The sequence below is a fragment of the bacterium genome (genome assembly GCA_017744355.1).
Taxonomy (GTDB): Bacteria; Cyanobacteriota; Sericytochromatia; order S15B-MN24; family UBA4093; genus JAGIBK01.
The window spans coordinates 160127-172554 of record JAGIBK010000007.1 but is presented as its reverse complement, the minus strand read 5'-3'; the positions used below and the strand labels follow the sequence as shown (position 1 = coordinate 172554).

Here is a 12428-nt window from a genome sequence, read left to right as displayed (position 1 = left end):
ATGAGGAAGACCAACGTGAACAAGCGTATTGCATATGGACTGACGGCGGCGGCACTGCTTGCGGGCTGCGCCTCACTCGCCCCTTTCACCGGCGAAGGCACCGCCACCCTCGAAATCCAGCCCACCTTCAACAGCGGCCGACTCGTGCAGACGATGCCCGAGGTGCGCCCCTACGACGAGAGCAGCGTGGATCGGGTGATCGTCGAGCTCTACCGCGACGGCGAGAACACCCCGCTGAAGCAGGCCACGGTCACCAACCACCGGATCCCCGTGCAGTTCGTCAAGCTGCACCCCAACACCACCTACCGCATCCTCGCCAAGGCCTACACCGACGATGACCACAAGATCAGCGACGACGCCAGCTCCTCGGTGACCTTGGCCATCGCCTACAACGATCGTCCGACCCTCGCGAAGCTCCCGGTCGGCCTCCTCAACCGCGGCTTCAACGGCCAGGCCACGGCCTCCATCGCGATCGCCACCGGCAGCCTCACGACCACCGACCCCGCGTCGATGAGCGTCGAAGTGCTGGATAATTAAGGAGGCGCATCCGTGAAGCAACACCTCGCCCTCCCTCTCGCGGGCCTCTCGGGCCTCGTCCTGCTCGGCTGTGCCACCGTGCGCCCCGGCGCGGTCGGCGCTCCTGACACCCACGAGCGCACGGCCGTCATCGAGCTGACCCCTCGGCTTGAGGAAGCACGCCACGTCCAGGCAATCAGACCCGTCTACAAGGCCGCTGACATCGCCTCCCTGAGCATCACCCCCTACGTTGAGGAGAGCCCCTTCGGCTTCCCCATCTACAAGAACATCGACGCGGTGACGGGGCTCGCCACCGACTCGACCGCCACGGGCGTCCTCATGCTCACCCAGGCTTCGCCGAGCATCGCGTTCAACAAGAAGATTCGCTTCGCCAACCTCAAGCCCAACAAGCGATACCGCGTCATCGCGCGGGCCTACAACATGAGCAACACCCTCATCAGCGACGACGTGAGCTCGCAGGTAAATCTCCCGGTTCTCGGCGATGAGACCCTCTCCCTCGGCACGCTCCCCATCAAGCTCATGAACACCGTCTTCGCCGCAAGCACCTCCGTCCGCGTGCTCGTGAACGGGAGCGGTAGCCAGATCGAGACCTTCATCACCTCGCTCCACGCGCCTGACCTGGTTCCCAACTCGACCCAGCTCGTTCCGGGCGTGTTGAAGGACTTCTACCTGTACAACCTGAAGCCCAACACCACTTACCGGGTCGAAGTCGAGGCCCGTAAGAGCCACGGGGGCTTTTTGGCGTCGGGTTCGACCGAGGTCGTGGTGGGACTAGATGACGTGCTCCCCGGCGCGACCGTCTCGATCGAGATCTCCCCTCCTTAGTTGAGCGAGGAAGGAACCATGAAAATGAACAACATCACGCTCTCCTCGCTGCTCGTCGCTGGCGTCCTCGCCGGCTGCGCGGCCCCTATCGCTCAGCCCTCCGCCGGCACGACGACCCTCGTCCTGACCCCCCGGATCGCCTCGGAGCGCACGGTCCAGGGCAGCAGCGGCGTCGAGCCCTGGAAACAGGCAGACGTCACCCGCGTCGTCCTCGAGCTCTACACTGTCGCAAACGAGGTCGAGACCCCTGTCCTGGACGGGGGCGCGCCCGTCAAGCTGGAATTGGACAACCACCAGGCCTTCAACGGCCAGGTCCGGTTCACCAGCCTGAAAGCCAACACGACCTACCGGGTCCGTGCCTACGGCTACCAGGACACCCAGCAGATCACCGTGGATGCGAGCTCGTCGCTCGACGTCCCCATCGCCTACTACGAGTACGCCATCCTCGAGAAGAGCATCCCCCTTCAGTTGGCGGATAAGGCGTTCGCCGGTCAGGCATCTGCGGGCCTCGCAGTCAGCAACGGGACCCTCGTGGCCTCGGGATCCGAGACCTTCGACTTCATCAACGAGGTGCAATAGGTGAGTAGGAAACACATGCGCAACCATCACGCCTCTCGCACCGCGGCGAGCCTCATGCTCGCCGCCACCCTCGGTCTGAGCATCGCCCTGCCTGCCGGAGCCCAATCCGAAAGGCTCGAGAACAGCCTCAGCACGGGCGGCCTCAACATCGCCCCGCGCTATCTGAGCCGCCCCGGCGACGTGGACCTCAACCTGCTCGGCGGCGCCGTCACTTATCCCACCAACGGCTCGGGACTCATGGGCGGCCAGCTCTCGGTCCAGGCCCGCATCACCGACGGTCTCCAGTTGCTCGCCAACATGGGCCCCCTCGCCGAGGTCGGCCTCCGCGGCCCCATCGGCACCTTCCAGGGCTGGACCGTCGGCTGGGACGCCCGCTACCGCCAGGACATGTACTTCGTGGCGGCTTCGGGCACCGGCCTCGCGAGCACCCTCTTCGGCGTGCCCCTCATCGGCGCATCGGCCTCGGGCGCCGAGTTCAAGCTCAACGGCATGCTCCCCTTTTCGGGCTTCAACCTGTTCGTCAGCCCCGTCGCGGCCAGCCTCAGCAACCGCAGCTACCTGGGCCTCGACGGCGGCATCGACTGGTCGTGGGATCGCCTGGGGCTCGGGTACGCCCTGAGCTACCACGCCAACCTCATCAACCCCGCCGAGGGCACCGCCACCCTCACCCCCCACGAGCTACTGCACGGCATGGGCATCCGCTACAGCCTCACCGACCGTCACTACCTCCAGGCCAACTACCTCTGGCAGAGCGCCGATGTCTACGGCCTCGCCAACCAGCAGATCCTGGTCGGCGGCGGCATGCGCCTCTTCGGCGAGACCCGCAAGCCCGCCCCTGTCCCCGTCGCGGTGGCCACCCCGGCCCCTACGCCGATCCCCACCCCGGCCCCCGTGGCGACGCCCGTCACCCAGCGCGTCGTCCTGGAAGGCCGCTTCGTCCACTCCCTGTCGGAAGGCGGCAACCCCGGCACCCCGCTCACCGCCCGCCTCAAGTACCGCAAGCCGGGCACCAAGGGCTTCGAGAAGGTCGAGGCCACGACCCAGACCGACGCCCAGGGCAACTTCCGGTTCGAGGACCTGCCCCTCGGCGAGTACCAGGTCTTCTTCAAGGACGAGGGACGCCTCGGTAACGTCGTCGACGTGGCCGTGGGCGACGCCGTCAAGGTCAAGCCCGGCATCACCCGCTCCGAGATCGACATCGCCTGGGACGAACAGAGCTTCAAGGCCCAGCTCGCAGGCAAGACCCAGACCATCGACTGGGCCGACAAGCTCGGCGTCGAAGACGCCGTCTACCAGGGCCTGCTGCGCGGCACCACCGGCAGCCAACAGCTCGAGTTCCTGAACTTCCCCGAGAAGGTGGGTCCCCAGAGCGAGGGCAGCTTCACCCTCAGCGAGGCGATCAAGGCCGAGAAGGTCTACTACGTCATCAAGTACTGGAAGAAGGATGGCCTCTTCAACGCCGAGACCTTCTACGGCCAGTCCAAGCCCATCGAGCTCAAGCTCCCCTAGTAAATCCCTTCGTCAGTGATGCCAATCGGGGCAGCAGGAAATCCTGCTGCCCTGATTGGCATTGCGAATCTCTCGATTAGGGGCTGCCCCCCTCATTACCACGATCGACCTTGGGGGCCAGCCCTCTAATTTAGTGATAGAAGGCATTTCAGGCAAACCATCACGATTTCTTCACAAGAATACCGGCCTTTCAACCCTAAAATACGCTTGTTCTTTATGTTGCTCGGCGATCGCTCATCTCGCCAAGCCATCGCTCCGCCTGCGCGGACCGATTTCGACTGTGGAGGTCTGTCCATATGACTGCAACGCGCCTGGGGATGGCCGTGCTGGGGCTCGTAGCCCTGGCAGGCTGCGTGTACGTGCCGCTCGGCAAGGTCCCCTTGCTCGCCAGCGGCCAGTTGGCCACCGCCGGCAAGGCCACCCTGCAACTCACCCCCAAGATCGCTGGCGGCGGCTACTCCGCGCAGGCCGTCGTCCCCGCCTACGCGAGCGCGGACGTCCAGCACCTGCTCGTCCAGGCCTTCAAGGTCGTGGGCGACGCCGAGGTCCCCATCATCGACGCCGCGGGCAACCCCATCGTCCAGGACGTCACGCGCGACGAACTGAGCAAGCCGATCACCTTCGCCGGCCTCCACCCCAACACCCGCTATCGCTTCAAGGCCTACGCCTACAAGGCCGCGAGCACCGTAAGCGACGCGCTCATCTCGATCGACGCGAGCTCGTCGCTCGACGTCATCCTTCCCGATGAGAGCCAGCAACAAGCCGACCTGCCCATCCAGCTCAAGGCCACCCCCTTCGACGGCCAAGCCTCGCCGCCCTTCAGCATTCCCGACGGCCTCTACGAGACCGGCACCGAGGGCATCAGCACTAGATCGTCATCTGTTTAATGTTGCGAGCGAGGAGAGATCGAGACGTGAAGCAAACTAATCTAGCCCTGGTTCTTGGGGTCACCCTGCTCGCAGGCTGCGTGGCCCCCTCTCTGACGGGGCGCCCGACCGGCACCGGCACGCTGGAGGTCCTGCCCCGCGTGAGCGGCGGTCAGCTCCGCACCCAGGCGATCGTCCCCGGCTACATGCAGGCAGACGTCGACCACCTGGTGGTCAAGCTCTACACCCTGGACGGCAACAACGAGGCCCCAGTCCTGGACGGCTCGGGCAACCCTGTCCAGAAGGACGTCGCCTCCAGCAGCCTGAACGTCCCCATCCGCTTCGGCTACCTCCACCCCTACACCACCTACCGGGTCAGGGCTTTCGCCTACAAGGCGGCGGGCACCGCGCAGCAAGACCTCATCAGCGATGACGCCGGCTCCTACGCGGAGATCCAGGTCGCAGGGAACAACGAGCGCCCCAGCCTGGGCACTCTGCCCGTCAAGCTGCTCGATCGCCTCTTCAGCGGCCAGGCCAGCGCGGGCATCACCGTGACCAACGGTACCTACCAGGCGCCCACCAGCGCTGCCAGCGTCCAGGCAGGCTACGAGGTTTCGAATTTCGTGGGAGACGGAACGGGCATCGCCGCCAACAACCCTGGCTCTCCCATTTCCATCGTGTCGGACGCGCAGGGCAACGTCTACTGGGTGGATATCATGTCGAATACCGTCCGCAAGGCAACCCCTCAGGGGGTGGTCACCACGCTCGCGGGCAGCAGCGCCATGGGCTGGAACGATGGCACCCTCGCCAATTCCAGCTTCACCAACCTCTTCTCCATCGCCATAGACAAACACGGGGACCTGTTCGTGAGTCAACTCACACCTTATGGCGGGTTGCGCAAGATTTCCATTGCCAACAACACCGTGGAGACGATCACGGACCAAAACAATCAAAGATTCACAGATGTTTACTACCCTTATGGAATGGCGTTCGACTCGCAGGGCAATCTCTTCGTGTCGGAATACAATCGTCACGTCATCAAGAAAATCACGCTCAATGGCACGACGGCCACAAGCATCAGCGTTTTCGCGGGGGCTGAGAACTCAGCCGGGACCAGCGACAGCACGGGCAACGATGGCACGACGGCTCGCTTTTTAGGCCCCACGGGTCTGGCTTGCGACTCGAACGACACCCTGTACGTGGCCGACGGCGGCAACCATGCCATCCGCAAGATCAGCCCCTCGGGCAAGGTCACCACTCTCGCAGGCCTTCCGGGCGCGGCCAACGCCGGAGGAGTCGACGGCACCGGTTCGGAAGCACGCTTCAGGTTCCCGTGGGGCCTTGCGCTAGACCCCCAGGGAAACCTCTTCGTGGCTGAGAACGCCAATCACGCGATCCGCAGGATCACCCCTGGCGGCGTCGTGAGAACCTTTGCCGGCAAGATGGGGCACCCTGACCGCGTCAATGGCCCGGCAGCGACCGCGCGCCTCCAGACGCCTTTCGGGGTGACCTACGCCCCTGGTGGCATCCTGTACGTGAGTGAATTTTCCAGCATCCGGAAGATCGACTAGGCCAGGCGAGGAGAAACACGAGATGAAAACGAAACAGCCATTCGACCTCAAGCCCCTGGCCCTGCTCGCGGGCCTCGGCCTGGTGGGCTGCGCGACCCTTCAGCCCGGCATGATGGGCGACAGCACGCCAGCCGAGCGAACCGGGAGCGCCACCGTCCTCCTGCAACCCCAGATCACCGACGGCCGTCACGTCCAGGCGGTGGTTCCCCTCAACACCTCCTCGAGCATCGCCTCGCTGAGCGTGACGCCCTATGTGGAGACCTCCTCCGGCAGCGAGCTGGTCTTCCTGCCTCTGCTCGCCAGCACGGGGGAGGCCACCGACTCGACCAACCCGAAGCTGCTCTACGTGATCAACCAGGCCCCCGTCGAGCTCAGCAAGCGCGTGGCCCTCATCAACCTCAAGCCCCATCAGCGCTACCGGATCGTCGCGCGGGCTTACGACGCGAGCAACGCCCTGATCAGCGAGGACGCGAGCTCCTCGGTGGATGTCGCGGTCACCAACGACGACCGCCCCACCATGGGCACCCTGCCCCTCAAGCTCAAGGACAGCCCGTTCGCGGCGACCGCCAAGGTCGTCCTCCAGCGCGTCGGGGACAACTACTTCCACCACACCCTCTTCACGCTCGTGAGGCTGGTGGACGGGGCCGAGGTACCCCTGCCCGATGCGACGTCGAGCATCGAGTATGACTTCCACGGCCGGAAGGTCACCCTCGGCAACCTGGCCGCCCATTCGAAGTTCCGCCTCAAAGCCGAGGTCCAGGACGCCGTCAACGTCACCCAGGCCACGGCCTCGATCGACCTCGACGTGACGGACGACAATGCGCTCGCCGCCACGCTCTCGATCACGGTCCCGGGCGGGGGAGCCTAGCGATGCGCGCACATAGGAGATATCTCGACATGAAGCACGGCCTCTGCTCTCTCGCCCTCGGCGCTGCCTTGCTCGCCGGCTGCGCCGGCCTCGCGACCACGGCGACGAGCGGCAACGCATCCCTGGCGGTGCGCCCCCTGGTCGAGAACGGCCAGTACCGCACCCAGGACATGGGAGGCAACACCCTCAACCCCTACAAGGCCACGGACATCGCGCACCTGGTCGTCAAGGTCTACACCGTCTCGGGCGGCACCGAGACCCCCTGGCGCGACGCCGCGAGCAACCCCGTGGTCCGCGACGTCGCCTCAAGCAGCCTCGAAGCCCCCATTTCCTTCGACAAGCTCAGGCCCCACACCACCTACCGCCTCAAGGCTTACGCCTACAAGGCCCTGGGCACCGACGCAAGCGATCTCATCAGCGTCGAGGGCGGCTCGACGGTGGACCTGGTCGTGACCAACGACGACCGCCCTGCCGTAGGCAGCCTGCCGGTCAAGCTGAAGAGCGTCGCCTTCGGTGCCGAGACCAACGAAAACTGGGTCGACGTCGTCAACGGCGGGACCGCCACCCGATCCGAGACCATCGAGTAGGACGAGGGGAAATTTGCAGATGAACAACAACCGAAAGAAAAGCCTCGCCGGCCTCGCGCTGCTCGGCGCCCTGCTCGGAGGCTGTGCGACCTCCACCATGACCTCGAGCACCACCGGGGGGGCCAGCCTCCAGGTGACGCCCGAGGTCGCGAGCGGCCAGTATCGTACGCAAACGCTCGCCCCCCTCACCTACACCCGGGACGACATCCGGCACCTGGTCGTCAAGCTCTACAAGGTCACCCCCGAGGGCGAGCAGCCCGCCATGAACGGCGCCAACCCCATCCAGCTGGACCTGGACGCCGACCCCAGGTTCGGCTTCTCCGCCAACCTCACCTTCACCAACCTCCACCCCTGGACCGACTACCGGGTCCGGGGCTACGCCTACAAGGCACCAGGCACCGCCGAGAGTGACCTCATCAGCCTCGACGCCAGCTCCTCGATCGACATCACGGTCGAGAACGTCGACCGCGTCTACGCGAAGCGCCTGAAGATCCAGCTGATCGACCGGGTCTTCAACGGCCAGGCCACCGCATCGACCGTCACCTTCACGGACGGCGGCCTCACCCACGCCGGCTCCGCCAGCGTTTCGTTCGAGTAATGGCACAGGAGAACAAGATGATCCGTCACTGGCCCCGCGCCCTCTTCGCCGCCACCCTCGGCGTCACCATGGCCCTCCCGGCCCTCGCCGAGCCCGCCCGCCTCGAGAACAGCCTCACCGCGGGCGGCCTCAACATCGCCCCGCGCTACCTGGACAAGGTCGGCGACGTGGACCTCAACCTCCTGGGCGGCCTGCTCAACTACCCCGCCAGCCAGGCCAGCCTGGTCGGAGGGCAGTTCTCCCTGCAAGCCAGAATCCACGACAAGGTCCAGCTCCTCGCCAACATGGGTCCCCTCGCCGAGATCGGCCTCAGAGGCCCCATCACCGAGCTCTCCGGCCTCAAGCTCGGCTGGGATGCCCACTACCGCTCGGACCTCTACTTCCTGATCGACCAGGGACCCGGCCGCACGGCCCCCATGTTCGGGCTCGCCCCCTATCCGGGCTCGTCGGCCCACGGCCTCGAGGCCAAGCTCAACGCCATGTACGCCCGCAAGGGCTTCACCCTCTTCGCCTCGCCTTTGGCCGCCGTCATGAGCAACCGCACCATGGCAGGCGTCGAAGCGGGCATCGACTGGGCCTGGGACCGCCTCGGCCTCGGCTACGCCGTCAGCTACCGCGCCAACGTCGTCAACCCCGCCCAGAGCGTCGAGGCCGTCGCCGGCAACGAGGTGCAGCACAGCGTCGGGGCCCGCTACGGCCTTGGCGATCGCCTCTACGCCCAGGCCAACTACTTCTTCCAGCCGAGCGACACCTACGCGATCGCAAACCAGGGGCTGCTCGCGGGCATCGGCATGCGCCTCTTCGGCGCCACCGCCAAGGCACCGGTAGCGATGCCCGCCCCCGTCGCAGCGGCCACTCCCGCACCGATCCCCACACCGGCCCCCGTGGCGACCCCCGTCACCCAGCGCGTCATCCTGGAAGGCCGCTTCGTCCACTCCCTGTCGGAAGGCGGCAACCCGGGCACGCCGCTCACCGCCCGCCTCAAGTACCGCAAGCCGGGCACCAAGGGCTTCGAGAAGGTCGAGGCCACGACCCAGACCGACGCCCAGGGCAACTTCCGGTTCGAGGACCTGCCCCTCGGCGAGTACCAGGTCTTCTTCAAGGACGAGGGACGCCTCGGCAACGTCGTCGACGTGGCCGTGGGCGACGCCGTCAAGGTCAAGCCCGGCATCACCCGCTCCGAGATCGACATCGCCTGGGACGAACAGAGCTTCAAGGCCCAGCTCGCAGGCAAGACCCAGACCATCGACTGGGCCGACAAGCTCGGCGTCGAAGACGCCGTCTACCAGGGCCTGCTGCGCGGCACCACCGGCAGCCAGCAGCTCGAGTTCCTGAACTTCCCCGAGAAGGTGGGCCCCCAGAGCGAAGGCAGCTTCACCCTCAGCGACGCGATCAAGGCCGAGAAGGTCTACTACGTCATCAAGTACTGGAAGAAGGACGGCCTCTTCAACGCCGAGACCTTCTACGGCCAGTCAAAGCCCATCGAGCTCAAACTCCCATAGCAATCGTTACCCCCGAGCCATCAAGCGGCTCGGGGGTCGTGCTTGAAGAATTCGGCCGGGGATGATCCGCCGGCCGAATTCTTGTATCGCGCGAGAAGTACCGCGTTAGAAGGACTTGCTCTTGAGCGAGAGGTACGTCTTGTCCTTGTTATGGTCGATCGCCACGATGCCGACGCCCTTGACGACCCAGTAATCGTCCGAGGTCCCGTCGTCGTTGGTGCTACTGAGCCAGACGGCCTCGGGGTAGTCGACGCCGCCAATCTTACGCGCCTTGGTCTTCTGGAACTTGAAGCCCGACTTGGCGTTCGAGGGGCCCTTCTTGGTGAGCTGGGTGGTCTCCTCGGCGAGGGTGGTCTCGCCCAGCTTGGCGTTGATCTTGACGGTCGCGGCACCGTCATTGACCTCGACGATCTTCCAGACCGACTCGCCCTCGGCCACGACTGAGCCCGAGGCGTCGAAGGAGCTGAACTTGTAGGTCCAGGTCATGTCCTTCTTGAACTCGGGATAGTAGGCGCTCCAGAAGTCATCGTTGATCTCGGCGCCCGCCGTGGTGGGAAGGACATAGGGGGCGGGCGCGGGGCAAGCCGTCAGCGAGAGGGATCCGAGGGCGAGAGCAGCGGCGGCGAGGCCGCGAACCAGGTGCTTGTTCATGACAGTACTTGTTCCTCGATGAAGCGACTGGACGCATCCTTCGCTCAGGCCGAGGGGGTTCACGCAGCAGCCAGGCAATCGAGCATCACAGGTCGAGATGGTTCACATGAACCTAGCCTATTCGAGGCCTTTGTCACTCACAAGCGGGCTATCCCCCTTAATGAGGGGGATAGCCCCCTGATATTCGAGGGGATTCTCTCTAGCTTGAGCTTACGTTCAATCGATAGGCTTACGGTAACTCCGTTTTTCTGCCAAAAGGCCCTTGACTCTGAACATTAGGAGACAACGTCTTGCTCAAGCGTTTCCTTCCAGCCCTCGGCCTGCTCACCATCATCGGTGGCTGCGTCTACCTCCCGCTGGGCGCCGATCAGTCCGTCCACATCGCGCAGCTGGCCACCGGAGACAGCAAGCTCACCATCCAGCCCCGATTCGAGGCAGGTAAGCTCACGTGGGACGGGTTCACGACCCTGGCCCAGGTCTCGTCCTACGGCATGGCCGACGTCAACCACCTCTTGGTCGGCCTCTTCGTCGTCATCGACGGCGTCGATGCGGCCCTGATGGATGTGAACGGTGAACCGGTCGCCAAGGACATCCCCAACGCCCAGCTCGGGGAGCCGATCGTCTTCGAGAATCTCCATTCGAGCGCCACCTACCGCATCCGCGCCGTCGCCTACGGCCGCCCGGGCACCGACGACGCGGACATCCTCAGCGTCGGGGACTCCGCCACCTACACCGAGGTCAAGGTCGACCAGGACGGCACCATCGCCACTGCGAGCATCAGCGTCCAGCTCAAGGACAAGCGCCCCGACGTCCAGGCCACGACCGACGTGACCTTCACCCCGGGCACCGTCCACGACGCCACCGACAGCGAAGCGATCGACTAGTTGATACGAAGGATTAGCCGCATGCACAAGAACTGGACCAGGGCCCTGCCCCTGCTCATGGGCCTGACCCTCGCGGGTTGCGCCACCCTTCTTCCCCCGGCCCCCATAGGTGGATCGATCGTTCGCTCCCAGGGAGCCACCCTCCGGCTGATGCCGACCGTTTCGACCGGCGCCCGGATCCAGGCCGAGATCAACCCCCTTGGGCCGTGGAATATCAAGCGGCTCGAGGTCATCCCGACTCTCAAGGACGCCACGGGCTCGTTCGTGCCCGTCTCGGCGACCACCGGCCAACCGACGACCTGGGAAGATCCGGGCCACCTGAAGCTGAACCAGTCGGGAGACGGCTTGAGCCTCAATAGCCAGATCGCGCTGAGCAACCTCCGCCCGCACACCACCTACCGCATCCTCGCGCGCGCCTACGACGCCCAGGACCAGCAGATCTCGGTGGACGCGTCCTCGATGACGCCCGAGGTCGAGACGGGCGAGAACGATCGCCCCACGTTCGAACCCCTGCCCATCCAGCTGAAGAACGTGCTCTTCTCCGGTTCGATCAGCTACTACCTTTCCGCTCAGGGCTACGTGGGGAGTTATGACCAGGCGACCATGACCCTCTGGAAGGTCGCCGGTGGGATCGAATCCCTCGTCCCAAACGCCCTCCCGATGGTCGTCCCGATGGCGAGCTTTTCCACGAACGTGAAGATCGCGGGTTTGCAGGCGAATACGAATTACCGGCTGAAGTTTGAGTTTCGTAAGAAGAGCGGCGGGGTCTACACACCCCCGTACCCCATCGACATCTACGTCAGAAACGATGACGAGGTGGCCTCCTCCACTGGCAACAATTGGCTCTCCTTCTCGCTTCCAAACTAACAGGTGAATGATGAAGACGAATGCCGTGAAACGTCCCCTCCTGGCTTCAATCGCCGCGCTGGCCCTCCTCGCCGGCTGCCAATCCTCGCCCTTCGGCCTCTCGCCCGCGCGATCCGTCTCCCTGCACGTACGCCCTCAGATCCAGAGCGGGGGCCTCTCCACCCAGGCGCTGGTGACGAAGTACACCGCCGCGGACGTCGTGCACCTCGTCGTCCAGGTTTTCAAAACCGACGCCTCGGGCGCCGACGGTGTCGTGATGGGCAGCCTGGACGTGCCGGCAACCGACTTCAAGGGCACCCTGACCTTCGACAACCTCGCGCCGAACACCACCTATCGCCTGAAGGCCTATGCCTACAGCGAGGAGGGGAACGACGCAGCCCACCTCATCAGCAAGCCGGACTCCGTGCTCGAGGTCCAGGTCCAGGACAACGACACCCCCGCCGTCGAGGATCTGGTCGTCCGACTCGTCGATCGGACCTACAGCGGCGCGGCGACGATCTCGACCATCGTCGTCACGCCCGGCGGCTATGACGCCAGCGACTCGATCACGTTCACCCCCTTCCGCTAGCGCACAAGGATACAGA

General features: G+C 65.0%; 14 protein-coding genes. 13 read left to right on the top strand and 1 reads right to left on the bottom strand.

Features of this window, described 5'->3' with window-relative positions; translation table 11 throughout:
- Positions 1 to 15 precede the first annotated feature (15 nt).
- The 10 genes from J7643_17170 (at position 16) to J7643_17125 (ending at position 9442) form a co-directional block, all read left to right on the top strand.
- Positions 16 to 537 carry a hypothetical protein gene (locus tag J7643_17170; protein ID MBO9542324.1) on the top strand — a complete coding sequence of 174 codons (522 nt, stop codon included), beginning with the start codon at positions 16 to 18 and terminating at the stop codon, positions 535 to 537.
- Between the two features lie 12 nt (positions 538 to 549).
- Complete coding sequence (locus tag J7643_17165) at positions 550 to 1362, top strand: hypothetical protein (GenBank protein MBO9542323.1); 813 nt, start codon at positions 550 to 552, stop codon at positions 1360 to 1362.
- 18 nt (positions 1363 to 1380) lie between these two features.
- Positions 1381 to 1941 (top strand): hypothetical protein, encoded by a 561-nt coding sequence (locus tag J7643_17160; GenBank protein MBO9542322.1) that lies wholly within the window; start codon positions 1381 to 1383, stop codon positions 1939 to 1941.
- Positions 1942 to 1956: 15 nt separating this feature from the next.
- Positions 1957 to 3450 carry a carboxypeptidase regulatory-like domain-containing protein gene (locus J7643_17155; GenBank protein MBO9542321.1) on the top strand — a complete coding sequence of 498 codons (1494 nt, stop codon included), beginning with the start codon at positions 1957 to 1959 and terminating at the stop codon, positions 3448 to 3450.
- A gap of 296 nt (positions 3451 to 3746) precedes the next feature.
- The gene (locus tag J7643_17150; GenBank protein MBO9542320.1) at positions 3747 to 4337 is read left to right on the top strand and encodes a hypothetical protein; all 591 of its coding nucleotides are present in this window, start codon (positions 3747 to 3749) and stop codon (positions 4335 to 4337) included.
- A gap of 26 nt (positions 4338 to 4363) precedes the next feature.
- Positions 4364 to 5887 carry a hypothetical protein gene (locus J7643_17145; GenBank protein ID MBO9542319.1) on the top strand — a complete coding sequence of 508 codons (1524 nt, stop codon included), beginning with the start codon at positions 4364 to 4366 and terminating at the stop codon, positions 5885 to 5887.
- A 22-nt stretch (positions 5888 to 5909) separates the two neighbouring features.
- Positions 5910 to 6755, top strand: a complete 846-nt coding sequence (locus tag J7643_17140; GenBank protein ID MBO9542318.1) for a hypothetical protein — start codon at positions 5910 to 5912, stop codon at positions 6753 to 6755.
- Positions 6756 to 6784: 29 nt separating this feature from the next.
- Positions 6785 to 7342 (top strand): hypothetical protein, encoded by a 558-nt coding sequence (locus tag J7643_17135; GenBank protein MBO9542317.1) that lies wholly within the window; start codon positions 6785 to 6787, stop codon positions 7340 to 7342.
- Between the two features lie 19 nt (positions 7343 to 7361).
- Positions 7362 to 7940 (top strand): hypothetical protein, encoded by a 579-nt coding sequence (locus tag J7643_17130; GenBank protein ID MBO9542316.1) that lies wholly within the window; start codon positions 7362 to 7364, stop codon positions 7938 to 7940.
- Positions 7941 to 7957: 17 nt separating this feature from the next.
- Entirely contained in the window at positions 7958 to 9442 is a 1485-nt protein-coding gene (locus J7643_17125) for a carboxypeptidase regulatory-like domain-containing protein (GenBank protein ID MBO9542315.1), read from the top strand.
- Between the two features lie 105 nt (positions 9443 to 9547).
- On the opposite strand, the gene J7643_17120 is transcribed toward J7643_17125, so the two are convergent.
- A complete protein-coding gene (locus tag J7643_17120; protein ID MBO9542314.1) occupies positions 9548 to 10093 on the bottom strand; it encodes a hypothetical protein in 546 nt (181 codons plus the stop codon).
- A gap of 290 nt (positions 10094 to 10383) precedes the next feature.
- Here J7643_17120 and J7643_17115 point away from each other — a divergent pair, with 290 nt between their 5' ends.
- Genes J7643_17115 through J7643_17105 form a run of 3 tightly spaced genes read left to right on the top strand, consistent with a single transcriptional unit; the run spans position 10384 to position 12412 of the window.
- Entirely contained in the window at positions 10384 to 10977 is a 594-nt protein-coding gene (locus J7643_17115) for a hypothetical protein (GenBank protein MBO9542313.1), read from the top strand.
- A gap of 21 nt (positions 10978 to 10998) precedes the next feature.
- Entirely contained in the window at positions 10999 to 11844 is an 846-nt protein-coding gene (locus J7643_17110) for a hypothetical protein (GenBank protein MBO9542312.1), read from the top strand.
- Positions 11845 to 11869: 25 nt separating this feature from the next.
- On the top strand, positions 11870 to 12412 hold the full coding sequence (locus J7643_17105) for a hypothetical protein (GenBank protein MBO9542311.1): 543 nt from the start codon (positions 11870 to 11872) through the stop codon (positions 12410 to 12412).
- Positions 12413 to 12428 lie beyond the last annotated feature (16 nt).

Coding starts and splice junctions, on each gene's coding strand:
- J7643_17155 (MBO9542321.1), top strand. CDS start 1,957: ATGCGCAACCATCACGCCTCTCGCACCGCGGCGAGCCTCATGCTCGCC.
- J7643_17125 (MBO9542315.1), top strand. CDS start 7,958: ATGATCCGTCACTGGCCCCGCGCCCTCTTCGCCGCCACCCTCGGCGTC.
- J7643_17160 (MBO9542322.1), top strand. CDS start 1,381: ATGAAAATGAACAACATCACGCTCTCCTCGCTGCTCGTCGCTGGCGTC.
- J7643_17110 (MBO9542312.1), top strand. CDS start 10,999: ATGCACAAGAACTGGACCAGGGCCCTGCCCCTGCTCATGGGCCTGACC.
- J7643_17140 (MBO9542318.1), top strand. CDS start 5,910: ATGAAAACGAAACAGCCATTCGACCTCAAGCCCCTGGCCCTGCTCGCG.
- J7643_17120 (MBO9542314.1), bottom strand. CDS start 10,093: ATGAACAAGCACCTGGTTCGCGGCCTCGCCGCCGCTGCTCTCGCCCTC.
- J7643_17150 (MBO9542320.1), top strand. CDS start 3,747: ATGACTGCAACGCGCCTGGGGATGGCCGTGCTGGGGCTCGTAGCCCTG.
- J7643_17135 (MBO9542317.1), top strand. CDS start 6,785: ATGAAGCACGGCCTCTGCTCTCTCGCCCTCGGCGCTGCCTTGCTCGCC.
- J7643_17130 (MBO9542316.1), top strand. CDS start 7,362: ATGAACAACAACCGAAAGAAAAGCCTCGCCGGCCTCGCGCTGCTCGGC.